Below are 25,247 nucleotides of genomic sequence, written 5' to 3'. Positions count from 1 at the left end.
CTTCTACAATGCATTCGAACGATGATCATTGCATTGGAGGATAAAACATGAAAAAACAATTGGCTACGCTTTGCGTTACAAGCATGCTAAGTCTCGCCATGACGGGATGCTGGGGCGGCGAGGATGCGCAGCTTTTACCAACCATTGATTTGCAGCCGACAGAAACGATAGCGGCGAAAGCCGCGGCGGAGCAGTTCGAATTTGAAGTGGATCCGGAAACATTTACGCTGGTTCTTATCAGAGACGGTGTCCGAATCCCGGCATCGGAACCCCTCCCCAAAGCGGAGGTGACGAATCTGGTGAAGACCAAGGACTCGGTCAAATGGACCTATCCGAATAAAGTCAACGTGAGTATCGAAAAGAAAAGCGATTATCTTGACATCCGTATCGTATCTATCGGAGCTGAGCAGTTCCAGTGGCCTTCCATCAAATCGGATAGCTACATACTGCCTTTCGGAGAAGGCAAGCGCATTCCAGCGAACGACGCGAGCTGGCGTGAATTTCTGAAAGATCAGACCCTGAGTTGGAGCGAGTCGTTCTCCATGGACTTTTTTGCTCTTAGCAAGAATCAGTCATCCCTTGTCTATGTGGTAACGAACAAGTTCAATAATGAAGTCCACTTCGATGCGTCGCCGGATGTCGCCTTTCAATTTTCACACCAATTCCCTTCCATTAACTCGGATAAAAGCTACGGATTCCGCATCTATATCGCGAAAAATGATCCGCAAAATGTCGTGCAGCCCTATAAGAACTATGTGGCGGAGCAAGGTAAAATCGTCACCCTGGAGGAGAAAGCCAAGCTCAATCCGAATATCAGGAAGCTGTACGGAGCGCCTCAAATTTACTTATGGAGCGAATCGATTCTTACGGATTCCGATGTCAAATGGCCTCAGCTGCGCACGCTGCTTCCGACAGGGCTTGGACCATGGCTCATTAAGATTCTTGCGAGTACAACGGATGGAAGCAAAGAGCTCGAACAGGTGCTGAAGCAAATTTCCAAACAGGACTATATGGACAAATATCAGAAGAAAGTCGTGTTGAACGCGCTGAATCAGGCCTTGAAAATGCGTGAATTGTACACGCCCACCCTGTTCCCTAACCCTGGCGATGAAGCCCGCAAGCTCATTGAGACGGGGATTGACAAGTTAAGCGAGGAAAAGCTGTATGACTTGAACAAGCTGCTGCTTAAAAGCATATTGAAGGATGCCGTTAAAGAAATACCCGATTGGGGGCAAACCGATTCGACGCAGCTAATTAAAGAGATGCGAGAAGCAGGTATCGAAAATGCTTGGTTGGGCCTTCCTAACTGGTCTAGCGGCTTGATGAATCCCCACATGGTAAATGAGGGAAGCAAGGACGGCTATCTTATTGCTCCTTATGACTCCTATCATTCCATCCATGAAAAAGCGGACCCTTCCTGGAATACAGCGTCCTTCCCGGATCCTTCTCTGTATGAGAAGGCAACGGTAGCCCGGAAAGATGGGACGAAGATCGCCGGATTTCTGCAGCGCGGTCGAAAGCTGAACCCAACGCTTGCTATGCCAAGCGTCAAACAGCGTGTGTCCGGCATTCTGCAGGACGGAATCGGTTTTAACTCCTGGTTCGTGGACTGCGATGCCACGGGAGAAATCTATGATGATTTCTCCCCCACGCATCCGACTACGCAGCAGCAGGATTTGAAAGCACGCTTGGAACGGCTGGACTATTTTGCGAAGGAGAAAAAGATGGTCGTCGGCTCTGAGGGCGGCAACGACTTTGCCAGCAGCGTGATTGCGTTCGCGCAAGGGATTGAAAGTCCGGTTATTGCCTGGGGCGATCCTGATATGCGGGACAAGAAGGATAGCCCCTATTATGTAGGAGGCTACTACGCGGCGGATGGTATTCCCCAGCGCTATGGCAAGCCAGTGCCGCTCAAATCGTTGTACGAGAAAGTTTACACCGACCCGGTCTACTCGCTTCCTTTATATAAACTGATCTATAACGATACCATTATTACGACGAATCACTGGGAATGGGGCAGCTATAAGATTAAGGGCGAAGAGGCCGATCGGATGCTCTATGAGCTGCTGTATAATGTTCCCCCGCTCTATCATTTGGACCGACAAACATGGGAGAAGGATAAAGCGAGCATGCTTGATTTTCTAAACGTATGGTCCCCTTTCCATCGGGAGGCTGTTAAGCGAGAAATGAGCGGGTTCTCCATCCTTACGGAGGATCGCCTTGTTCAAAGCGCGCAATATGGAGACGACATGAAAGTCATCGTTAACTTTTCTGATAAACAGGTCACTGTGGCCGGTGAAGTTATCCCTTCCCAATCTGCTGTTCTCTATGAAAATAAGCAGCGTAAAGTTTTTAACGCGGCGGCAAATGCAAAGCTGCTGTGATTGCCTAACATAGATGTCGTTGGCCTGTGCCTTGATGGTACGGGCTTTCGTCACTTAAATCCAAAATGATATAAATTAACCGAGTGAATCTGAGTTTTATGAGGATAACGCTTATATCATATGAAATAATAGGCTTGAAAATTGAAATGATCATTTATCACGAAATACTTTATTCCGTTTTGGTTTAAAATGGGTTATTATCTAGATGATAGCTCATAGGATTACAGAAGTAAAAAGTTCACTTGAGAAGGAGAGGCCTTATGATGACTGATTCTAATGAAAAACCGTCTTGCTGCTCTGTTTCGAGAAATCAAGCCCTTACCTTCGCTCCATTTAAAAAGCAAGAGCAGCACGCTGCTGCAATAAAGCCGCTTGCTAAGCACAATATGTTTTTTTTGCAGGGCGGAGAATTCCTCATGGGTACCGATGATCAGGAGGGCTTTCCTGCGGATGGGGAAGGGCCTGTCCGATCTGTAACCGTCAGCCCGTTTTATATAGATCCGTGTACAGTAACGAATCTCGAGTTCAAGAACTTTGTAGACGCAACAGGCCATGTAACGGAAGCTGAAAAGTTCGGATGGTCGTACGTGTTTCATCTGTTTGTGCCTGAAAACGGTGTCAAGATTCTAGGCTCCCCTGCGCAGACTCCCTGGTGGCTGGCGGTTGAAGGTGCTTTTTGGCATACTCCGGAAGGTCCGGGATCCGGGATTGAAGATAGACTGGATCACCCGGTCACTCATGTCTCATGGCATGATGCGCAGGCTTACTGCGAGTGGGCGGGGAAAAGGCTGCCTACAGAAGCGGAGTGGGAGTTTGCCGCAAGAGGAGGCTTGGTTCAAAAAAGATATCCTTGGGGGGACATGCTCAAACCGGAAGGCAAGCACATGTGCAATATATGGCAGGGGAAATTCCCGGAAAAGAACAACGCGAGCGACGGATTTATGGGAACGGCGCCTGTGAAGTCTTTTGAACCGAATGGGTACGGCTTGTATCAAGCTTCAGGAAACGTTTGGGAATGGTGCTCGGATTGGTTTCATCCGACCTTTCACGTGAAGGGTCCAAAGGTAAATCCCGTAGGCCCAAACAGCGGGACAAACCGTGTGATGCGCGGCGGCTCCTACTTGTGTCACAAATCTTACTGCAATCGCTACCGCGTCGCAGCGAGAAGCCAAAATACGCCCGACAGTTCGGCGGGACACATGGGATTCCGCTGCGCAGCAGACGCTTAGAAATGATACGCACAACATAACGGCAGGAATGGGAGGGGAATCATGTTCAAACGGATGTTCATTAAGCGCAGCAGCGTACAGCATCGGATGTTGATTGCCTTTCTTGCGTTGGTCGTTGTGCCGTTAAGCATTTTTAGTTATCTTTCGCTTACGATTTCGAGCAATACCATCGAGAAACAGGCCGCGGAAGCGAAGCTGAAATCGCTCAGTTTAATTTCGCAGAAGCTAGGGATCATGGCATCGGATCTGACGGCGATTTCCAATATTTATTTTTCAAATGAAGAGCTTCGATCTTTGCTGCAAAGTCCGGCGGACGATCATGCGTATCAGGAGCGTTTGCAGCGGCAGTTTTTGACCAAGTTGATCGTCACTTACCGGTATGCTTATACATGGCTTGATTACTACACTTCCATCTTCGGATTTAACAATGTGGAGCTCCATACATTTTATAATGGACCCAAGATTGGGATTACGTCCTTTCGAAATGACGCCTGGTTTCAGGAGGCGGTCAAAGAGAACGGGGGAATCGTCTGGGAAACCAATCCTTCGCCCAGCCTCGGCCCGACTATTAACGAACAATACTATGTGTCGGCAGTTCGTTTGTTGAAGGATTTTGAGAGCAATTCGATTTTGGGACTTCTAATGATTAACGTCGGGGAAAGCTTCCTCTATAAGCAGTATGCCGATACGGTCAGCGGCGACGAAGAAATTCTGATCTTTGACCGCCATGGCCGGATCGTTTCCGCCAAAGATAAAAGCCGCCTGGGCGAGACGTTGACGCAAGCCTCCTATTTTTCGAGCTTTCAAGGAGATGAAGGGCATTTTAAAGTGAAAATGAAGGATAAACCGATGCTTGTGACCTACCATAAGGTTAGCAGCACGGATTGGACCATCGTCTCTTATACGCCGCTGAATACGCTGCTGGAAAATGTGACCAGATCCAAGTGGATTACGCTTGTTGTGTTCGCATGCCTCATGCTCCTTTCGGTCTTTCTGTCCTATATCATTGCCAGCCGGCTGTCGATTCCGATTCGCAAGCTCTACGCCAGCATGAAGCGGGTTGAGATGGGGGACTTGAGCGAACGGACGAGTATTCGAAGCAATGACGAGATCGGGGAGCTTGCAGGGAAGTTCAATCAGATGTTGGAGCGCATTGAAGAGCTGAGAGATCAGGTATTTGTCGAGCAGGATTTAAAGCGAAAGTTCGAGATGCAAAATTTGCAATCGCAGATTAATACGCATTTTTTATACAACACGCTTGCCTCTATTCGCTCTTTACTGCTGACGGAATCCAGAGAGAAGGTTGATCAAGTCATCGTCTCGCTGGTCAAGCTGCTCCGGAAATCGCTTTCGGACGAAAGCGAGTATATTACCGTTGCCGAAGAGCTGGACAACCTGCAAAATTACGTCAATATCCAAATGGCGCGCCAGTATGACAAGCTTCAGGTGCGCTTTCAGATTGATGAGCGGATAGGCTCTTGCCGGACGCTGAAATTGCTGCTGCAGCCGTTAGTGGAGAATGCGATTTTCCACGGCATCGAGCCGAAAGAAGGACCTGGTATAGTCCGAATCGACGCCTGGGAGGAAGATGGCGAAATTAAACTGCAGATTACGGATAATGGCGTCGGCATTGCTTTATCGCAGGAGGGAGGGGCAAGCGGCGTTAGTTTGACGGAGTGGGTACTCGCCTCGGCTGGGGGGATGGGGCTGCGCAACGTGCAGAATCGAATAAAAGCGCATTTCGGGGAAAAGTACGGCTTGCAAGTGCTGCATACGGATGAGCAGGGAACCAGCATTCTGTTGAATTGGCCGGTCTTTATGCGTGTAGAGGAGTTGAGGCGAAAATGAATGTCGTACTCGTTGATGACGAAGCGCAAATCCGTCGTTGGCTGGAAATATTGCTGAACCAAACGGGGCTTTCCTTTCACTTGGCTGCTGCTTGCAGCAACGGCAAGGAAGCGCTGGAAATTTGCCGAACTTGCGAGATTGACGTAGTCATTACGGATATCAAAATGCCGGTGATGGACGGCATCGCACTTATTCGCAGCTTGAAGGAGGAGCGCCCTTCTATTGTGAGCTTCATTCTAAGCTCATACAGTGAATTCAGCTATGCCTCCGAGGCGATTAAGGCAGGGGCTCATGACTACTTGCTGAAGGCGGAAATCACGCCGGACGATCTGCGCAATGCGCTGCTCAAGGCGCAAGAATTGATTGAGAAGGAGCGGATGCGCCAGCAGGAGGTGTTCAGTCTTAAGAGCGAATTGAACGTCAATCAATATGCGCTGCGTTCCCTGTTTTTCCGTGATCTGCTGCGCGGTGCGAGTATGCTTCAGACTGAATTTGAGGAAAAAATGCGGCTATTTCGCATTCCGCTTCGCAATAAGCACGTGATGATGATGGTGATTCGCAGCGACGAGCATGCCCAGGTGAAATCACGCGCAAAGATCAGCGAGCCGGAACTGCTCGATTCCGCAGTCATCAATATCATTGATGAAACGCTTCGCATCGAAACGGATACCGGCTGTTGTTTCGTAGCGGAAGAGCATTATTATATGGCATTGTACAATTACGGCCAAGGGGGAGAAAAGTCGCTTCGTGAAACGACACTGCGCTGCGCGTCTCGCATTTCGGGCAACTTGCAGGAGCTGCTGGGGTTATCGGTCTCTATTGGCATCGGCCTCAGTATGCCCGATCTCCAGCTTGCATCCTTGAGCAAGCAGTTCGAAGAGGTGAAACAGGCGCTCGGGCATAAGCAATTTTATGCGCGTCGAAGCATCGCTTGGTGCATGGATGAAGGCAAGCCGGCTTGCGGCGATCCGGAGGAGCGCCAACATCATTTGGAAGATGTGTCCGAGCTGCTGGACCGCGATCAGTTTGATCGTGTTGTCCCTTATCTCCGTACCGTCATGTCGGAGGTAGGGCAATCCATGAAATGGCGAGAGAAAGAGCTGAAAGCGTTTTGCATCGAAGCGGTGTTCTTGCTGCAGCGAACCGTGCGCCGGTTAAAAGCAGCAGCCGGCCTCACGGTGCAACCGCAGGAAGCCGAGAGACCGCATGAGGTTATTGCAGCCTTGCCGACCTTTGAACACGTGAGCTGCTGGCTGCTTGCGCGCGCTGAGCAAGCCATTCAAGAAGCGTACCATTCCCAATATCCGTACAATGATGCGATCCGCAAAGTGTGCGATTATGTCAGAGCCCATTATGCGGAAGGGGTTTCCCTGCAGGAAGCTGCGGATCATGTCCACCTGAACCGCAACTATTTGAGCGAGCTGTTTAAGAAAGAATCCGGCGTCAGCTTCAACGACTTTTTGACGAATGTGCGAATTGAGAAGGCGAAAGAACTGATTATAGAAGGCAAGACGCCTATCGGCCAGCTTTGCGATAAGGTTGGCTATCCGGATGGCAGCTATTTATCGAAAGTTTTTAAAAAGGTTACAGGGATGACCCCGCTCGAATTTAAGCGACATAAGGGGTAATCGCAGCAGATCCTTCTTCGTCATTAGGAGTAGAAGGGTCTTTTTCGTATACGAAAACATGACCAAAGATGCCGAATAAAAGAACAAAAATCAGGAGATCGCTTGCCTATAATAAGGGTACGGCAGCAAGGCAAGCCGAAAAAATAGTTAAAAGGCGGGAAATGTGTGAAACCACGGGGGAAAATGGTAGTAAGCGCGACAACGCTCAGTCTTATGGTAATGCTGACAGCTTGCGGATCAGCTACGAACTCTGCAACAGGCTCGGCTGCACCGACCGGAGGGCAAAGCGGCAAGCAGGTTGAAATCTCTTTTGCGAACTGGATATCCGTCGAGGACGGCACCAAGGAAGCCTATAACCAGCTGATTGCCGAGTTTGAGAAGACGCATCCCAATATTAAAGTGAAATCGATCGGCATTCCGTTTGCCCAATTCAAGGATCAGGTGCTTGTCAGCTCGTCAGGCGGCAATCCGCCGGATGTCACGATGTCCAACCAAAATTTCACGCCGGCGTTTGTCGGTGCCAAAATCGTCGAGCCGCTGAACGATCTGCTGGGCGCTGATATGTCGAATGACATCGTTGACGGCAGCAAAGCCGGTGTGACTTATGAGAACAAACTGATGGCAATGCCTTGGGCACCGCATCCGAGCGCGCTGTTCTGGAACAAAACGCTTTTCAAAAAAGCGGGACTTGATCCGGAGAAGCCGCCGGCAACGTGGGATGAGATGATTCAGGATGCTAAGAAAATCGCCGCTCTCGGCAAAGATGAGAAAGGCACTCCCATTTATGGCATGGGTGAAAATGGCGCTTCCGACTCCTATACCGGGAACATGCTGCTTCGAATCGCTTATTCGTACGGCGGGAAGTTTGTCGATGCGCAAGGCAATATTGTTTACGATCAAGGGACGGGTTTGAAGGATGCGCTTTCCTACCTGAAGGATATGATTGGCAGCAAAGTTTCGCCAAAAGGCGCCATGATGTCCGATCTGCGTCCGATGTTTGCAACCGGAGCACTGGGCATGCTGATAGACGGAGACTTTGGACGTACGAACTTCCGCAATATGAGCGGCAAAGGCGCGGAATTTGATAAAGAATGGGGCGTTACAACTGTGCCTGTCGGCAAAACGGGCAAAAGCGAAACGTTCTTCACCGAGCATCAGCTGATCGTGTCGGCCGGCGGCAAGAACAAGAAAGAAGCGGCGGAATTTGTGAAATTCCTCGTATCGAAAGAGGCGATGGGCATTTACCACAAGCTGAACGGCGTCATGTCCTCCCGCAAATCGGTCGCAGCGCTGCCTGAAATGAATGAAGACAATTACTCGAAAGTGTTTAACGAACAAATGAAATCGGCTTCGCCGCTTCCGGCTGTGAATCCGAAATTCGATAATGCGATGAAAACCTCGACCGATATGATCGTGATCGTCACCGAAGGCGGCAAAACGCCGGACGAAGCGATTTCCACGGTTGTGCCCAAAATTAAAGAGCTGTACAAAAAGTAGAGATCGGAATCAGGCGGAGGCGTGACTGCGCTTCCCCTTTTTTTTATGCCAAAAGCACCCGAAACAGGATGGAGGGAGAGAAAGTGAATCTAACCCGGAACCACAAAAACATCATCTTTGCAACCGTACTGCTTCTGCCTTCTATCGCTTTGCTGGCGCTGACGATTATCAGTCCGCTCATCAAGTCGGTCCTCATGAGCTTTACCGATTATTCGCTGCTCTCGCCGGATAAGCAATGGAACCATTTTGCGAATTACACAGAGCTGCTTCGTTCTTCGGAATTTTATCATTCCCTGAAAGTCACGCTGAATTACGTTGTTGTTACCGTTGTTTTCGATTTGGTACTCGGCATGGCGCTCGCGGTTGTCTTGAACCGGAATATCAAATTCCGCGGTTTTTTCCGGAGCATTATTATGATTCCTTGGGCGATTCCGACAATCGTTACGGCGCTCATCTTTATGTGGATTTATCAAGGAGATTACGGCGTCCTGAACTACACGCTGGTTCATCTCGGGATCGTCAAAGAGAACATCAACTGGCTTCATTCCACAAGCGCAGCGCTGCCGAGCATTATTGTCGTGGCCGTATTCCGTCAAACGCCGCTGGTAGCCGTTATGCTGCTAGCCGGGCTGCAAGGCATTTCGGCAAGCTTATATGAAGCCGCACGAATCGACGGAGCCGGCAGTTGGCGGATTTTTACCCGCATTACACTGCCTATGCTTAAGCCGGTCATCAGCAGCGTAACCTTGATTATGATTGTCAATAACTTTCAAATGTTCACGTTATTCTTTACTTTAACGAATGGCGGACCTGCGAACAGCACGACCTCGCTGGCCATCATGACGTATTTGACGGCATTCTCCAAATATGAAATGGGCAAAGCTTCGGCTATTGGCGTGATTTGGCTGGTTCTCTTGTTTGTATTCTCAATGGTATTCACGCGTCTGATGAATCGGGACGAAAGATAGGGGGTATGCGGCGTGAATGTAACATCCAAATCTGTGCCTATCGCAAACGCGTCCAGCGCACACAAAACGAAATCCAAAACACGAAGCAGCGAGACGGGCAGCTATCTGTTTCTCGCGGCGATTCTTCTGTTCCTGTTGTTTCCGGTTTACTGGATCATCGTGACTTCCTTGCATTCGAATGCGGAGCTGCTGCAGCTTCCGCCGAAGTGGTTTCCGCTTCATCCTTCTTTTGCAAGCTATATCGAAATTTTGAAATCATCGGTGTTTCTCACCTTTTATAAAAACACATTGCTTGTCGCTTCAGGCGCAACGATCGTTTGTATCTTCGTGTCCATTTTTGCCGGTTATGCCTTGTCCCGGTTCAGATTTAAAGGAAGCAATTTATTGACGCTGCTGTTTCTGTCTGCGCAAATGTTCCCGACGGTAACGCTGGTTATCGGTCTTTATTCCCAATATCAGTCGCTGCATTTACTCAACACGCATTATGTGCTGATTCTGGCTTCAACGTCCACATCGCTGCCGTTCAGCATTATGCTGATGCGAACTTTCTTCAACGGGATCTCCAAAGAACTGGAGGAAGCGGCGGAAATTGACGGCGCCTCCCGTTTCAAAACGCTGTTCACCGTCATCGTCCCGCTCTCCAAGCCGGGTATTATGGCGATTGCCATTTACACGTTTCTTATCGCGTGGGACGACTTTCTGTTCGGGATGACGCTGGTCAGCGACATTGGCAAAAGAACGCTGAGTCCGGGGTTGTCGCTGACGTATCTCGGCGAGTATTCTGCGAACTGGTCAGGAGCGACGGCAGCAGCGGCTGCAGCGACAATTCCTTTGCTTATCGTATTTATGTTCCTGCAGCGTTATATGGTTGAAGGATTAACCGCCGGCGGCGTAAAAGAATAATTCGATTGGCTGGATAGAAGGAGGAGCAAAATGGAAACCAAGAAACGACCGAATGTCATTGTCTTTTTCACAGACCAACAGCGTTGGGATACCTCGGGCCTGCATGGCAATCCACTCGGCTTGATGCCGAATTTCGACCGCATGGCGCTGGAGGGGGCGCATTTCACGCATTCCTTTACGTGCCAGCCGGTGTGCGGACCGGCAAGATCGTGCCTGCAGACCGGCAAATATGCGACAACAACGGGCTGCTATATCAATGGAATTCCGCTGCCGGAAGGGGAGCGGACGCTAGCGGACTATTTCAATGAAGCGGGCTACCGCACCGGCTATATCGGAAAGTGGCATCTGGCGCACGAGGAGCCGGTGCCGGCTTCCAAGCGCGGCGGGTACCAAGAGTGGCTGGCTGCCGATGTGTTGGAATTTTGCTCCGATGCGTATAACACGGTTCTCTATAATAATGACGGGCAAGCCGTCAAGCTTCCCGGTTACCGTGTCGATGCGATGACGGATGCGGCCATACGGTTTATTGACTGCCATCAGGAAAATCCTTTCTTCCTCTTCGTCTCGTATTTGGAGCCGCACCATCAGAATCACCGCGACGACTACCCGGCGCCGGACGGCTACGCCGAGCGGTACAGGGGCGGGTGGATTCCGCAGGATTTGGCAGCGCTTGGGGGCACGACGCATGAGCATATCGCCGGCTATTACGGCATGGTCAAGCGGCTGGACGAAGCGTTCGGCCGGGTGCAGGACGCGCTCAAATCGCTGCAGCTTAGCGACAATACGATCGTGCTCTTCACATCGGATCACGGCAATCATTTCAAGACGCGCAACGGGGAATACAAGCGCTCCGGCCATGACGCCTCGATTCGCGTCCCGACGGCGATGACCGGTCCCGGCTTCTTCGGCGGCCGGCAGGTGCGCGAGCTGGTCAGCTTGATCGACCTGCCTCCGACGCTGCTGGATGCAGCCGGCATCCCGGTTCCGGCCGAGATGCAGGGGCGCTCGATGCTGCCGTTGGTACGCGGCACGGCGGAGGCATGGCCGGAGGAAGCGTACGTGCAGATCAGCGAATCGGAGGTCGGCCGCGCGGTGAGAACGAAGCGCTGGAAGTATGGCGTGTCGGCGCCTCAGAAGCATGCCTTCAACGATGCGGGCTCCGATCTCTATGAGGAGAGCTACTTGTACGATTTGGTCTCCGACCCGTACGAGCTGCGCAATCTCATTGGCGTCGCTTCGCATCGCGAAGTCGCCGACGCCATGAAGGCAAGGCTGCTTCGGCGTATGGCGGAAGCCGGCGAGAAGACGGTCCCGGAGATTGTGCCGGCACCGGTCATTGACTCGGGGCAGCGGTGGGTGGACCGGGAGGACGTGCAAGCCTAGCGCGCTATGCAAACAAAATGAAACCGTTCTTTGGTAAATGGAGGTAGCACCCATCCACTTACGAAAGGAACGGTTTCTTTGTACATTCGATATACCTTGAACCAACTTACACTGCCAATGGAGTTGGAGGAAGACATTCCTCTAAATCCAATACGACGCGGAACGTTCATTCATCGAAACAGCGGAAGTTCAGGGCTTTATTCCAGTCCAAGGCTCCAGCTGTTTGTCTGCTATTTGAACTGCGGCCCGTGACCTTGAAGTCTAGGATTGCACCATACTTCCTCCAGAACGCGCATCGTGTTGCCGCCGATGACTTTCGCGATGTCCTGATCGGAGTAGCCGTGTTTCACGAGCCAGCGCACGATATTTGGAAAGCAATCGCCCGGGTTTTCCAAGCCTTGTACATAGTCGACTTTTTCGTAAGGCATATTGCCTTTGGAAGCGGAAAGCGACAGCGCCTCGGACAGCGCTTTATGAATGCCGACATGGTCGCCGAACAGGGTATCCGGACCGAAGGTCACGTGATCGATGCCTACAAGATTAACGCAATATTCGAAATGCTCCATGAAGGATTCGATATTATGCCGTGGGTGGTTCTGAGTGATCGTAGTATGCGGCGCAGCTTCGATGGCGACGACGCCACCTTTGGCCGCACATGCTTTAATAACGTCGTCCGGCTTAAGACGGTTTGTGTTCCACAACGCGCGGGCGCCGGCATGCGTGATAAAGATTGGCTTATCGCTCGCTTCAATCGTGTCCAAAGAAGTCTGGTCGTTGGAGTGGGATACGTCGATGGCGATGCCGAGCTTATTCATCCGCTGCACAGCCTGTTTGCCGAACGCGGTTAAGCCTCCGCTTGCTTCTTTCAGGCCCATGCCGAGCGAATTGCCTTCGCTGTAAGCAATTCCCATGCAGCGCACGCCGAATCCGTACAGAATGTCCAGGCGATCCAGCTCATTTTCGATCATGCTAGCCCCTTCGATGGAAGCAACGAACGAGATTTGGCCGTTTTGTTTGGCACGGCGGATATCATCCGTCGTCAAGCCCATGATGACCATATCTTGATGGGCGATATCGCTCAGTCGCATGCCGAGGTCATAAATAATATCGTCCCACTTCCATCCTCCGCGGGAAGTAATCATGGCGGTGCCGTTCATCAAATTGTCGAACACGCAATCCAGCCCGGAGCGGGACAAGCCCTCGTAACCGGTGAAATCGCGGCCCCAGCGGCGGAATTCCAGGAATTCATTCAAATTAGCCGGTGCTTTAAACGTATGCTCGTGCAAGGAAATGACGATGTTTTCTTCTAATAAACGTTTCACGCGCGCTTCCTCATCTGTTGTAACGGGAACGATATATTCCGGGAAGAGCGTCGTTTCTTTAACGAGCTCGAAGCTTTTGAAATCAACGCCTGGCTCAAGATATTGATAGGATTGGTAACCGCGATAATTTTTCTTATTCATGATGGGAACACGCCTTTCGGTTAAGTTTAAGTTTATTGTTTATTGGTAGGTAGGGACAACTTCGCGCAAAAATTTGCGGACTTCGGCTTGGAATTTCTCACGCTCTTCGTTTTGTGGAGAATGGCCGCTATGATCAAAGACGACTAACCGGCTGTTCGGGATTTCACGGGCAATCTCCTCGGAAGCTTCGAGTGGCGTGATCCAATCATGGCGCCCGCACAACACAAGCGTTGGCACCTGAATCGTTTTTAAGCGATCAACGATATTAAAATGAGGCTGATTCCGGGAGAACGCCCAGTTATGAGTTTCGTAACGGAAAATGATCGAATTCAGATGGTTGTCCAAATCGGCTTGCGTAAATTTAACCCAATATAGCGGCAATATGGCCGAATACATCGCCCGAAAATCATCATTGTCTTTCGCCTGCCCATTAAACAATCGGTCCAGTATCTCCTGCGTAATGCCGGGAAGTCCGCTCTTTATCGCGCGATCATGCGCCGTATAGCGGTAAGCATTGGATGCCGCTGTGTCGCGAAGAATGATGCCTGCCACATTTTGCGGATATCTCAGTGCATATTCAAGAGCTAAATAGCCTCCGTAAGAACCTCCGGCAATCACGATTTTGCCAAGTCCCAATTCGCTGCGCAGCGCTTCGGTATCGGCAATGAACTGCTCGTGACTGTACGGCTCGGCTCCTTCAGATTCGCCATTTCCCCGTTGGTCATAGGAAACTACCCGATAACCGTCAGCAGTGAAGGCGCCGAATACGGCGGCATCGCCTCGTCTGGAACCTAAGCCTGGCCCTCCATGCAGCGTGACGATTGCGGGGCCTTCGCCCTGATCTTCGATATGAAGGGTAACGCCGTTGATCTTCATCGTTTTGTGCATGCTTCTGACATCCTCTCTGTTGCCATTTTGATTTGACTGAATAAAACATGTTTTATTAATATTTATAAAATAGCAAACATTGGCACGAATAACCACAGTTTTTTTTCGTCCGAATCGATATTTTTTGGAATTCAAACAAATTTTCTGAATAATTTTAAAAACCGTTTGACTAAATCAAATATTAACATATACAATCAAATACATATTCGCTTTACCGCATGAATGCACTACTTTAGAGAGAAATTCAGATTTTGAGGAGGGCTTGCAGTTGAAGGAAGTTGTACCTGCTGATAATGAGCGTAAAGGAGTGAATGAATCCCGGTACGCGATCGAATCTGTCATGAAAACATTGCAGGTATTGTTTTCGTTTTGTAAACCGCCTTACCGTTTTGCAATTGGTGAATTGGAAGGTTTAACGGGTTTATCGAAGAATCAGATTTTTCGCAGTTTGAAATCACTGGAGGAGTTTGGGTTGCTGCGTATGGAACCCGGCGGACAATATGTGGTAACTGCGATGGCCTACAACCTGGCACTCGCTGCTGAATCAGATATTCCGTTGGAAGAATTGGCGCAGCCCATTATGGAGCAGCTTCAGCAAGTGACAGGCGAGACCGTCAATCTCTGCTGTTTGTCCGAAGGACAGTCGATCATCATCGCCCGTCGACACAGCAAGCAGGGGGTGCGGTTGATCTCCCGCCTTGGCCAGCGCACACCGCTTCATGCCGGTGCTTGCCCGAAGGCTATGTTGGCTTTTCTATCTCCTGAAGAGCAGCAGAAGGTGCTTGACATGCTGCCTCATTATCAGAAGATGGCGGAAAACACGGTGACCGATCCCGACCAATTGCGTATCGAACTGGATCAAATCCGAAAAAGAGGCTACAGCATCAGCTATGAAGATTATGAAGAGGGAGCAAACGGGGTAGGCGCTCCGATATTCGGCAAAAATGGCAAGGTCATTGGCGCCATTAGCGCTGGAGGGCCGTCACATCGGGTAGGTGTCGATCTGATTCATCAGTTTGGCGATCTAACGGTCGAAGCGGCTGAAAAGATTTCTCGGTCTCTTGGTTATTTCCGCGAACAGAGTAATCATCTTTGATTTCATTCTATTTAGGGGGTCTGTACAGATGCAAAAACGTAAAATGTGGTTAACAACTTGCGCCTGTTTGATGGCGACAGTGGTGGCGCTTTCCGGCTGCAGCATTAAGCCGGATGTGGATTCAGGTTCGACTAGTTCGGCACCTGCAGGCAATCAGACGACTACAGCGAGCAGCCAGCCGGCGGACGTAGTTTCGAACGTTACGCTTAACATGGCAACGAATGCGGAACCGAATTTTAATCCATGGTTTCCCACCGGCTTTGCCGAGTCCCAGCCCATTACGGAAATTTTGTATGATGGCTTAACCAAATGGGGGACAGACTATCAACCAGCGCCCGCTTTAGCAACGGACTGGAAGCCAGCCGACGATGGAATGAGCTGGACGTTCAATCTTCGCAAAGATGTCAAATGGAGTGACGGTCAGCCGTTTTCGGCCGATGACGTGGCGTACACGTTTAACGAGATTGTTTTGAAGAAAGAGCTGGGAGCCAGCAACTCCTCCAACTTCGTTGACGTGGACAAGGTTGTTGTCGTTAATCCGACTCAGGTGCAAATCATGCTGAAGAAGCCGTGGTCGTCTCTGCCTAACTACTTGGCGTGGTATGCAAAAATATTGCCGAAGCATATTTTCGAAGGACAGGACCCATGGAAATTAACTTCTTTTAATAAAGAGAAACCAGTCGGCACAGGCCCATTCAAGTTTGTGAAATATTCGGCGGGGCAATTCGTGGAATTGGAACGAAATCCGGATTACTACGGCGGCGGAGCCAAATTCACTAAAATCATCTTCAATATTATTCCAGACAGCAATACGCAAATCGCTCAGCTTCTTTCCGGCACGTTATCGATGATCAATGTCACCGATCCGAACCTGATGGAGAAATTGAAATCGAATTCGAATTTGAACGTCAATGAACTGATCGATAACAACTACTACTGGGTTGCACTGGATCAGTCGCAAGAGCGGTTCCGCGATGTGAAGGTTCGCCAAGCGCTGCTCTACGCGATCGACCGGGAGTCGATTATCAAAGGCGTATTGAAAGGTTACGGAAGCGTTGCTACCGGTCCGATTGCTCCGATTCAGGAGAAATATTACAACAAAAATGTGAAAACATACGGATTTGATCCGGAGAAGGCGAAAGCGCTGTTAAAAGAAGCGGGCTACGCGCCAAATGCCGAAGGTTTCATGCAAAAGGATGGTAAAGTGCTCGAAATCGATATGCCGGCAGGTCAATACGGGGTGCTTGTGCAAGCTTCTCAGCTGGTGCAGCAATACTGGCAAAAAATCGGCGTGAAGGTCAATCTTCAAGTCATCGACTGGAATACATATGTACAGAAAGTGGTTAGCAACCGTCAATATGACGCAACGGTTTGCTGGTGGCGCGCTCCGGTTGACCCGGATGTGTTGGCTTACTATCATAGCAACTCAGCCGGTAAAGGAAATAACATTCCGGGCTACAAAAACCCGGCGCTTGATCAACTGCTTGAAGATGGCCGGAAAGCGAAAACGACTGAAGAGCGAGTGAAAATTTATAATGACGTGCAGGCAATGACGGCGGAGGAACTTCCTTACCTTTATTTGTGGTATCCGACACTGGCTGTAGCGACGCAGAAGAACCTGACTGTGCCGAAAACGACGTTTATCGTGGCGGAAGATCACATTAGTGAATGGACCATTAAGTAATCATTATTTCTCACGTGGGGCGGAGCGCAATCTCCGCCTACGGGGATATAAGGAAGGAGTTATCTGATGTCCCGATTTATCGTATTACGGATCTGCCAAGGATTTCTCACGCTATTTCTCGTATCGGTCCTGACCTTCTTCCTGATCAATTTGGCGCCTGGTGGACCATCGGCCATTATGAATTTCGAATCGACCGAGCAGCAGCGGGAAGCTTTAACCAAGCAGCTAGGACTGGATAAGCCGGTCGTTCAGAGGTATGCTGAGTGGCTCGGAGGCGTCGTTCAGGGCGATCTCGGAAGATCGCTTGATTCCCAGCAGCCGGTATCGAAGCTGTTATCGGAACGGTTTCCGAACACAGTGCTGTTGTCCGCCGCAACTTTAATTTTCACCTTAATTATCGGCATTCCTCTGGGCGTCCTTGCCGCTGTCAAAAGGGGAAGCTGGCTGGACCGGGCGATTACGTTCATGTCCACGGTCGGCATGGCCATTCCTGAATTTTGGCTGGGCATCCTTCTCATCATTATATTTGCCGTTGTTTATCATATCCTTCCTCCTTCGGGGATGGTTACAGCCGGCAGCGTGTTCGCCTGGGGCGACTTATTCAAGCATATGATTATGCCGATGTTGACGCTATCCATTCTCATGCTGCCTAATATTGTCCGTTTCACCCGGTCGGCGATGGTCGATGTCATCGGTCTGGACTTTATCCGGACGGCAAGAGCGAAGGGCTTAAAAAGTTTTCGCGTATTCTTCAAGCATGCTTTACGCAACGCGCTCATTCCGATTGTGGCCATCATTGGTCTGATTATTCCGATTCTTCTCGGAGGGTCTGTGGTCGTGGAAAATGTTTTTGGCTGGCCCGGCATGGGACGTTTGGCCGTGCAGGCAGCCACCAATCGCGATTACACCGTGGTGATGGGGGTCACCATGATGGTAGGAACGATTGTCATTATAACCAATATTGTGACGGATCTTCTTTATTCCGTTCTCGATCCGAGAATCCGCTATGAATAAACCTGCCCTTATGCAAGATCAACAATGGATAGGTGCCTCCGCATCCTCCCCCGGAATCGCGAAGAGCATCCTAAAGACGATCGCCCGTTTGTCGCCTGTCGGGAAACTGGCATTGTTTTATTTGATTATTATTCATCTGTTTATTGTGGTAGGTCCATGGTTTTTGGGTCATTCTCCGACGGACACCGATCCGCTTCAAGTTACGCAGCCTGCCAGCGCTCAGCATTGGCTGGGGACGGACGAGCTTGGCCGGGATGAGCTGGCGAGAGTCGTCTCCGGCGGCCAAATCACGCTGCTGGTCGGTCTCTCCGCTATGGCGCTGGCGGTCGTGCTCGGCGGATTGTTGGGCTCGATCGCCGGATTTTTCGGAGGGACGGCGGAATATATCATTATGCGCATTGTAGACATGATGCTATCGATCCCGTCGTTCTTTCTTATTTTGATTGAAATTACTTCGTTCGGGAATAAACCGCCGGTCGTCATTCTTGCAGTAGGCTTGACCTATTGGCCGCAAATGGCGCGGATCGTGCATGCCGAAGTGCTGAAATGGAGAAATAGCTCCTTAGTCGAAGCCGAAACGACGCTAGGCGCAGGGCCGTGGCGCATTTTGTTCAGGCACGTGATTCCCCAAACGTTCTCATCCATCATCGTGCTGGCTACTCTTGGTATCGGTTGGGCGATTTTGGCCGAATCCGGGCTGTCATACCTGGGGCTGGGCATTCAGCCGCCACTGGCTTCATGGGGGAATATGCTGCAGCATTCCCAGAACTACATCTGGACCGCACCGGAATTAGCAGTTTATCCGGGGGTACTTATCTTGGTCACCGTACTGGCTTACAGCTTGTTGGGTGAATCGCTGAGGGACGTTCTGGATCCCAAACTAAAGCGTTAACGCCGGAAAGGGAGCTACTCATGGCGAAGAACTTATTAGAAATCCGCAATCTGAAGACATATTTTCACACCAAAAACGCGATCATCCGCGCTGTGGACGGCGTCGATCTTGATGTGGCCGAGGGACAGATCGTCTGCATCGTCGGCGAGTCGGGCAGTGGAAAGAGCATCACCTCTTTATCCATCATGCAGCTGCTCTCCAAGCCGGTGGGACGCATCGTCCAGGGAGAGATCCGGTTTGAGGGCCAGGATTTGACGAAGCTGTCGGAAAAGGAAATGACGAATATTCGCGGGGATCGAATTTCGATGATCTTTCAAGAACCGATGACATCGCTCAACCCCGTCATGAAAGTAGGCGAACAAATCGCTGAGGTGCTGCTGCGCCACAGATCCGTCTCCAAGGCTGCAGCGCGAGAGAAGGCGGTGGAGATGCTGCGGTTTGTCGGCGTTCCGCGGGCCGAGCAGATCGTAAAGGAATATCCGCACCAACTGTCGGGCGGCATGCGCCAACGGGTCATGATCGCGATGGCGATGATTTGCGAGCCGAAGCTGCTGATCGCGGACGAGCCAACGACGGCTCTGGATGTCACCATCCAAATACAGGTACTCGAATTGATGAGACAAATGCGCGATGAGCTGAACACGTCCATCATTTTGATTACGCATGATCTGGGCGTTGTTGCTGAAATGGCCGACCATGTGGTCGTCATGTATGCCGGCCAAGTGGTGGAAAGCGCTTCTGCAGACGCTATCTTCGATGCGCCGACGCACCCCTATACCCAGGCTTTGCTTGCCTCCATACCTTCGTTGGAGGATGAGCGGGAAACGCTGTATTCAATTCCCGGGACGGTGCCCAGCGCCGGCGCATTCCCCCCAGGCTGCCGTTTCGCAGATCGGTGTTCCCAGGCACAGCCATCCTGTAAACAAGCAATGCCCGAACTGCGAGAAATAACATCAGGACATTTCGTGCGCTGCGATCTTATTCGGAACGGAGGCAAGCCATGAGCGAGCATCTGCTGGAAGTCAAGGATTTGAAGAAATATTTCCCGATCAAAAGGGGCTTTTTTCGTCACACGGTAGGCCATGTCAAAGCGGTGGACGGCGTCTCGTTTACCGTCAATACCGGCGAAACGCTCGGCATTGTCGGCGAATCAGGCTGCGGCAAATCCACGATGGGCCGCATGGTCATGCGGGTCCTGGAGCCTACGGACGGCAGCATCGTATTCAACGGCCAAAATATTACAGATATGAGCCCGAACAGCTTGAGGAAGCTGCGCAAAGACTTTCAAATGATTTTCCAGGACCCGTACTCTTCGCTGAATCAGAAAATGACGATTCGTGATCTCATCGCAGAACCGTTTCATATTCATGGGGTTCAGTTGTCCAAGTCCGAGGTCGACAACGAAGTTGTCAAGCTGCTTGAAACTGTGGGATTGCGCGCAATGGACCGGTTCCGGCATCCCCATGAATTCTCGGGAGGGCAGCGGCAGCGGATCGGGATCGCCCGTGCATTAGCGCTCAATCCCCGGCTTATTGTGGCGGACGAAGCGGTATCCGCGCTGGATGTTTCTATCCAATCGCAGATATTGAATCTGATGACCGACTTGAGGCGGCAGTACAATTTATCGTACATTTTTATTTCGCACAATCTTGCGGTGGTGAAGCATATTAGCGACCGGGTTGGCGTTATGTACTTGGGGAACTTGGTGGAGATCGCCTCCAAGCAGAGTCTGTTTCAGAAGCCCTTGCATCCTTATACGGAGGCGCTGCTGTCTGCAGCTCCACAGCCCAAGCGCAACGTTTCGCGCGATCGGATCGTGCTTCAGGGGGATGTGCCGAGTCCGGCTAACCCGCCGCAAGGCTGTCCGTTTCATACCCGCTGTCCCAAAGCTTTTGATCGCTGCAGGCAAGAGCGGCCGGCGCTGAAGGAAGTTGCTGCGGGGCATCAGGCGGCTTGCTTTTTATATGAGTAAAATATAAGCATTCACCATGAAGCTGTCGAGGAGGGATCCCGGCAGCTTCAGTAATTTACCTGACTGTTTAAGGTGTTTTAGATTCTTTAGGAGGAATTATCTGGGCATCTTCGGGTTTTGCTAATACTATAAACCATTTATCTCCAGTCAATCTTGTGGAAAAAGGTACATTTTCGTATATATTTCCATTTTGAGTATAGTTAACGAAAAACGTATAATTTGCATCATCAATTTTTTGGGATTTTGTTATACGAAAATCGGATATTTTTACCGAATTAATGCTATTGGAAAAATTTTGTTTATTGGGTAAATTTGTTGCATCAAGCATTTGATATGCTTCATCTATCTATTTTTCTGATACTGCGGTTAAGTAACTATTAACTACATTTTCAGCTTGAACTTTTTGAGTGATGGTCTGGTTAGTGTGTTGATCTTCACTTCTTTTCATAGACTCGTTACAACCGGTTATACAAAATACGATAAAAATTAATAAGAACATATATCCAGTTCTAAATTTTTTCATGATAGTAATAACCACTGTAAGTAATGTGAAGATAAGCAAGGTCTTTTTCATAGCGTCATCTCCCTTTTTTTGCCAAATTATGAATTGTTAAATTATACATGTATTTGATATGATATACAATACGGAGCTTGCCGCGGTGCAGCTCCTTTTTGCATTGACGTAAAGGGCACACTTGCTGAACAACCAGCTCCTTCCCGACCTAAGTCCAGTAAAAGAAGCGACGATAGTCGGAAGTGGAAAGTCAAGACTTCGGGTAATCTTGAAAAAGCCGGTGTTTATTTTACATAACAATATGGAAGAGGAGATATTAAAAGTGAATGAAATACATAATGCGCTAGCTGAGATTATTGAATCAGGTCCGCAAGCTAATCCTGCCTTGAGTACGGTCATCCATGATTATGCTAAATACCATGCTGTACTCGTTATTCTGGGTGGGCTCTTGGTGATCATTTTTGCATGGTTAAGCATCAGATTCTGGGCAAAATTCAGAAGAATATCTAAGGTAAGCGGGACCAAATGGAATTTTGAAAAAAAGGTATATTTTTCTTTTGGAATGATGAGCTGTTTTGTTGCTTTATTGATGACTTTAATTGTAGTGGCGAACGCTACGAATACATTTAATCCGATGCACGGGTTTTCTTTGTTTGTTGATTCGTTTGTCATATCGGATGGAGTAACATACAAAGATGAATTACGCTATGCTTTTAATGAATGGATAAAGTCAGGCAATGCAAATATCCCTGCAATTATTCAGCAGAAGATTCATGAACGTATTGAGTTTCATACTACAAAAGCGATGGTTTGTGGGGCTCTGCTGATCCTATTTGTGGCACTTGGTGTATATCTTTGGAACGCATTAATAAAAAGGACTAGGGAAGTTGATTCAAAATGGAGATATAAAGAAAAGGCATACGTTACGCTTGGAACTGCTACGGTTGCCCTTTCTCTCTTATTGATGGTGATGGTTGTAGCAAATATTCAAGGGGCATTTACACCGTTGACCGCCTTTTTGGTAGGTTTGTTCGGATAGTTATTTGATAAAAAATCACATTATGATACATTAGAATAACATCGTGTCATATGGAGGAATAACCATGTCTGAAAAAGAAGCCTTAACCCGTTTTGGTGTGTCCATGCCTAAATATTTAGTAGAGCAGCTGGATGGAATGATATCCAAACAAGGCTATGAAAACCGTTCAGAAGCATTACGGGATCTAGTTAGAAAGGCGCTGCTCGAACCGGATCTTTTAGTAAAATCTCAGAACGTGGCAGGAACGATTGTCATGGTCTACGATCATCATGCCACGGATTTGCCTACCTTATTGGCGGAAATTCAACATGATTACCATCATGAGATTATTTCAACCATGCACATCCATTTGAATCACAATCAATGCCTGGAAATCATCGTTGTGCGTGGATTGTTAGATAAAATACAGCAGCTTCATCAAACCATTCAAGTGCAAAAAGGGGTCGTATACGCTCAACTATCAGTTACGCACATTGATCAAGATGCGGATGCGAACCATCATAATCACCATCACCATGACCATCATCATAGCCATGAGTAAGATTACGCAGGATCAATAGTGATATGGATATTTCAGAAGCGGTATCTTTTGGTTTAGTGACTTTACAGGAATTAATCAAAATTGATACAACGGCAGGTGCTAAGCGTGAAACGTTGGCAGCTCAATTCTTGTTAAAACAAGCTGAGCAAATCGGCATTTCCACAAGATTAGTGGAGCCTCATTCGGGAATGGGATCGATTATTTCTGTGCTCCCCGGTAAAACGGATGAATCTCTGCTTCTGCTTTCCCATTTGGATACGGCTCCGCCGGGTGCAAGGAGTGAATGGAAGTACGCTCCATTCTCGGGAGAACGGGTTAATGTGGAGATTTGGGGGCGCGGTGCAATAGATTGTAAAGGATTAGCAGCTGCTTGGTGGGCTGTGCTTTTTCTGTTAAAAGATTATCCGCTGGCCAAAGGAATTGTCATGGTAGCTGCATCCGGGGAAGAGCTGCAATCGGAGTGGGGGGCAAGATGGATCCGTGACAATTGTCCTGAGATACGAACTTGCCGCGCGGCTTTGAATGAAGGCGGAGGTTGGAGTATAAGGCTCGGAAGTAAATCTTTCGTCACGTGCCAGACGGGGGAGAAAGGGTTCTTGAAGCTCCGATTACCCAAAAGAATACGCACGAACACCCCTGATACATTACTGATTTCAGCCCCATTGCCTGAAAGCTGCAAACGGTTTTTGCAACTGGCAGGGGGAACCAGCGGCCTGATTGCCGGCCTCACTGGGAGTGCAGGTGGACGCTTGCTGACCCAATGGTTGCAAAAATCCAGTCCGTATGGCGTTGATCCTGCGGAAATGTTTTATCATGTGTGCCGTTCAACGGCAAATCAGGATTATCAGGAATGGACATGCAGTGTTTTGCCAGGTGCGTCTGCTACAGAAATAGTCGGAAAAATAGCGAAGCGCATGAACGTGCATCCTAGCGAGATCCAAGTTATTGAACAAATCGAACCTTCAGAATCGTCACTTGAAAATGAGCTGTTCAGCTTGATTAAACAATCACATAAGGCGGCTGTACTGCCTATCATCACGCCAGGTCGTTCCGATAGCGTCTGGTTTCGCCAATTGGGTATCCCCGTCTACGGATGGTTCCCTGGGGTTGAGGCAAGCCAAACCATACGGATGCATCGTCCGAATGAGCGAATCTCGGTAGCCTCTTTCCAAGCTGCCGTACATTCGTTGTTTCATTTGGTGAAAGCATATACAGGTTCATAAGAATGGCAGCATAGAGGAGGGGCAAATGGCACACCAACTTACAAGGAAAAAGATAGGGTTCAGTCGGAGAAGCTGCAAATTGCTTTTGCTGGTGGCATCCCTATTTATTCTTATGGGACATACTTCTTGCGAGGAAGTTAAGTATCGTCCCGGAAATAAACCGACACCTATAACCATTCAATTGGACGGATACCCCTCCGCACGTTATGCTGTATTATTTGCGGCACAATCCCAAGGTTACTTGGAGAAAGAGGGCTTGAAGGTTACATTCGCGGCTTCAGCGAATCCGATCCAGCCGCTATTGGAAGATAAAGCTGAGTTTGCGCTAAGCAGTCAACCTCAAATCATAACGGAAATAAATCGCGGCAGCGGCCTTGTTTCCATTGCTGCCTTATATAAGGGGCATTTAAAGCAAATCATCGCCAGCGGGAATGGCGGTGTCGCACGTCCCAAAAATCTTGAAGGCAAAAAAATCGGCATCTCAAATTTGCCTATCGATACAGACATAGTTAAGTCTATGGTACAAAATGACGGTGGCGATCCATCGACCATCCAATTTGTAGAGGTACCGGATGCCGACTTTTCCAGACAGTTATTCGCTGGTACATTAGATGCTGTATTTAGCGATTGGTATAGGGACAAGCTTTTTTTTGAAGAACGCAGTTTAACCGTCACTCATTTCGATCCTGCTGATTACGGTGTCCCGCTTATTGACTCCATTGATCTGGCGACAACATCCAAATATGAAAGTCAAAATAAAGAACAGATTAAACGGCTGTTGCGCGCTCTGGAAATGGGAAGAGACTACTTGTTGGCTAATCCGGATCGAGCGGTTGAAGCCGTGGTAAAAAATCAAGACCCTGAGTACCCTTTAACCCCTGATTTACAATCCAGATATTTGAAAAATCTACTAGACGGAATGAAGGCTGCCCCGTATGGCAGCCAAGATTTGGATCTTTGGACGAAACTGGCAGATTGGATGAAAGAAAAAGGGATCATCGGTGAAAAATTCAATCCCAAGAAGGCTTTTATTATTTTCAAATAGCGGCAAATGATGAGAAGAGGGTCCATTTATGGATCC

Annotated in this window: 22 protein-coding genes; 18 read left to right on the top strand and 4 right to left on the bottom strand. The window is 49.2% G+C overall.

Annotated features, from left to right (window positions below):
• Nucleotides 1-47: 47 nt before the first annotated feature.
• The 8 genes from AC3WRW_RS21325 to AC3WRW_RS21290 all read left to right on the top strand — a co-directional run bounded on the left by AC3WRW_RS21325 (nt 48) and on the right by AC3WRW_RS21290 (nt 11,840).
• On the top strand, nt 48-2,384 hold the full coding sequence (locus AC3WRW_RS21325) for a glycoside hydrolase (protein WP_492548310.1): 2,337 nt from the start codon (nt 48-50) through the stop codon (nt 2,382-2,384).
• 260 nt (nt 2,385-2,644) lie between these two features.
• Nucleotides 2,645-3,613 carry a formylglycine-generating enzyme family protein gene (locus AC3WRW_RS21320; protein WP_492548309.1) on the top strand — a complete coding sequence of 323 codons (969 nt, stop codon included), beginning with the start codon at nt 2,645-2,647 and terminating at the stop codon, nt 3,611-3,613.
• 42 nt (nt 3,614-3,655) lie between these two features.
• Nucleotides 3,656-5,461: a cache domain-containing sensor histidine kinase gene (locus AC3WRW_RS21315; RefSeq protein WP_492548308.1), complete on the top strand. Its 1,806-nt coding sequence runs from the start codon at nt 3,656-3,658 to the stop codon at nt 5,459-5,461.
• A complete protein-coding gene (locus AC3WRW_RS21310; RefSeq protein ID WP_492548307.1) occupies nt 5,458-7,089 on the top strand; it encodes a response regulator transcription factor in 1,632 nt (543 codons plus the stop codon). The genes AC3WRW_RS21315 and AC3WRW_RS21310 overlap by 4 nt, the downstream gene beginning before the upstream one ends.
• Before the next feature lie 165 nt (nt 7,090-7,254).
• Nucleotides 7,255-8,586 (top strand): ABC transporter substrate-binding protein, encoded by a 1,332-nt coding sequence (locus AC3WRW_RS21305; RefSeq protein WP_492548306.1) that lies wholly within the window; start codon nt 7,255-7,257, stop codon nt 8,584-8,586.
• Between the two features lie 83 nt (nt 8,587-8,669).
• Nucleotides 8,670-9,554 (top strand): carbohydrate ABC transporter permease, encoded by an 885-nt coding sequence (locus AC3WRW_RS21300; RefSeq protein WP_492548305.1) that lies wholly within the window; start codon nt 8,670-8,672, stop codon nt 9,552-9,554.
• A 12-nt stretch (nt 9,555-9,566) separates the two neighbouring features.
• Entirely contained in the window at nt 9,567-10,457 is an 891-nt protein-coding gene (locus tag AC3WRW_RS21295; protein ID WP_492548304.1) for a carbohydrate ABC transporter permease, read from the top strand.
• 30 nt (nt 10,458-10,487) lie between these two features.
• On the top strand, nt 10,488-11,840 hold the full coding sequence (locus AC3WRW_RS21290; RefSeq protein ID WP_492548303.1) for a sulfatase family protein: 1,353 nt from the start codon (nt 10,488-10,490) through the stop codon (nt 11,838-11,840).
• Between the two features lie 230 nt (nt 11,841-12,070).
• On the opposite strand, the gene AC3WRW_RS21285 is transcribed toward AC3WRW_RS21290, so the two are convergent.
• The gene (locus AC3WRW_RS21285) at nt 12,071-13,303 is read right to left on the bottom strand and encodes a dipeptidase (RefSeq protein WP_492548302.1); all 1,233 of its coding nucleotides are present in this window, start codon (nt 13,301-13,303) and stop codon (nt 12,071-12,073) included.
• A 39-nt stretch (nt 13,304-13,342) separates the two neighbouring features.
• Nucleotides 13,343-14,287, bottom strand: a complete 945-nt coding sequence (locus tag AC3WRW_RS21280) for an alpha/beta fold hydrolase (protein ID WP_492548301.1) — start codon at nt 14,285-14,287, stop codon at nt 13,343-13,345.
• 172 nt (nt 14,288-14,459) lie between these two features.
• On the opposite strand from AC3WRW_RS21280, the gene AC3WRW_RS21275 reads away from it, so the two are divergent.
• From AC3WRW_RS21275 to AC3WRW_RS21250, 6 genes are all read left to right on the top strand, one after another.
• Complete coding sequence (locus tag AC3WRW_RS21275; protein ID WP_492548300.1) at nt 14,460-15,287, top strand: IclR family transcriptional regulator; 828 nt, start codon at nt 14,460-14,462, stop codon at nt 15,285-15,287.
• Between the two features lie 28 nt (nt 15,288-15,315).
• The gene (locus tag AC3WRW_RS21270) at nt 15,316-16,971 is read left to right on the top strand and encodes an ABC transporter substrate-binding protein (RefSeq protein ID WP_492548299.1); all 1,656 of its coding nucleotides are present in this window, start codon (nt 15,316-15,318) and stop codon (nt 16,969-16,971) included.
• A gap of 66 nt (nt 16,972-17,037) precedes the next feature.
• Complete coding sequence (locus AC3WRW_RS21265; protein WP_492548298.1) at nt 17,038-17,985, top strand: ABC transporter permease; 948 nt, start codon at nt 17,038-17,040, stop codon at nt 17,983-17,985.
• Between the two features lie 10 nt (nt 17,986-17,995).
• Complete coding sequence (locus AC3WRW_RS21260; protein ID WP_492548297.1) at nt 17,996-18,877, top strand: ABC transporter permease; 882 nt, start codon at nt 17,996-17,998, stop codon at nt 18,875-18,877.
• A gap of 20 nt (nt 18,878-18,897) precedes the next feature.
• Nucleotides 18,898-19,881 (top strand): ABC transporter ATP-binding protein, encoded by a 984-nt coding sequence (locus tag AC3WRW_RS21255; RefSeq protein WP_492548296.1) that lies wholly within the window; start codon nt 18,898-18,900, stop codon nt 19,879-19,881.
• Nucleotides 19,878-20,849 (top strand): ABC transporter ATP-binding protein, encoded by a 972-nt coding sequence (locus tag AC3WRW_RS21250; protein ID WP_492548295.1) that lies wholly within the window; start codon nt 19,878-19,880, stop codon nt 20,847-20,849. The genes AC3WRW_RS21255 and AC3WRW_RS21250 overlap by 4 nt, the downstream gene beginning before the upstream one ends.
• A gap of 67 nt (nt 20,850-20,916) precedes the next feature.
• On the opposite strand, the gene AC3WRW_RS21245 is transcribed toward AC3WRW_RS21250, so the two are convergent.
• A complete protein-coding gene (locus AC3WRW_RS21245; protein ID WP_492548294.1) occupies nt 20,917-21,177 on the bottom strand; it encodes a hypothetical protein in 261 nt (86 codons plus the stop codon).
• An 18-nt stretch (nt 21,178-21,195) separates the two neighbouring features.
• On the bottom strand, nt 21,196-21,423 hold the full coding sequence (locus AC3WRW_RS21240) for a hypothetical protein (RefSeq protein WP_492548293.1): 228 nt from the start codon (nt 21,421-21,423) through the stop codon (nt 21,196-21,198).
• A gap of 121 nt (nt 21,424-21,544) precedes the next feature.
• Here AC3WRW_RS21240 and AC3WRW_RS21235 point away from each other — a divergent pair, with 121 nt between their 5' ends.
• From AC3WRW_RS21235 to AC3WRW_RS21220, 4 genes are all read left to right on the top strand, one after another.
• Nucleotides 21,545-22,402 (top strand): hypothetical protein, encoded by an 858-nt coding sequence (locus AC3WRW_RS21235; protein WP_492548292.1) that lies wholly within the window; start codon nt 21,545-21,547, stop codon nt 22,400-22,402.
• Nucleotides 22,403-22,466: 64 nt separating this feature from the next.
• Entirely contained in the window at nt 22,467-22,943 is a 477-nt protein-coding gene (nikR, locus tag AC3WRW_RS21230; RefSeq protein ID WP_492548291.1) for a nickel-responsive transcriptional regulator NikR, read from the top strand.
• Between the two features lie 23 nt (nt 22,944-22,966).
• The gene (locus AC3WRW_RS21225; RefSeq protein ID WP_492548290.1) at nt 22,967-24,166 is read left to right on the top strand and encodes a M20/M25/M40 family metallo-hydrolase; all 1,200 of its coding nucleotides are present in this window, start codon (nt 22,967-22,969) and stop codon (nt 24,164-24,166) included.
• 79 nt (nt 24,167-24,245) lie between these two features.
• A complete protein-coding gene (locus tag AC3WRW_RS21220; protein ID WP_492548289.1) occupies nt 24,246-25,211 on the top strand; it encodes an ABC transporter substrate-binding protein in 966 nt (321 codons plus the stop codon).
• Nucleotides 25,212-25,247: the final 36 nt, after the last annotated feature.

The sequence above is a fragment of the Paenibacillus sp. FW126-R14 genome, from assembly GCF_058789495.1.
This window is presented reverse-complemented; position numbering and strand designations above follow the sequence as displayed.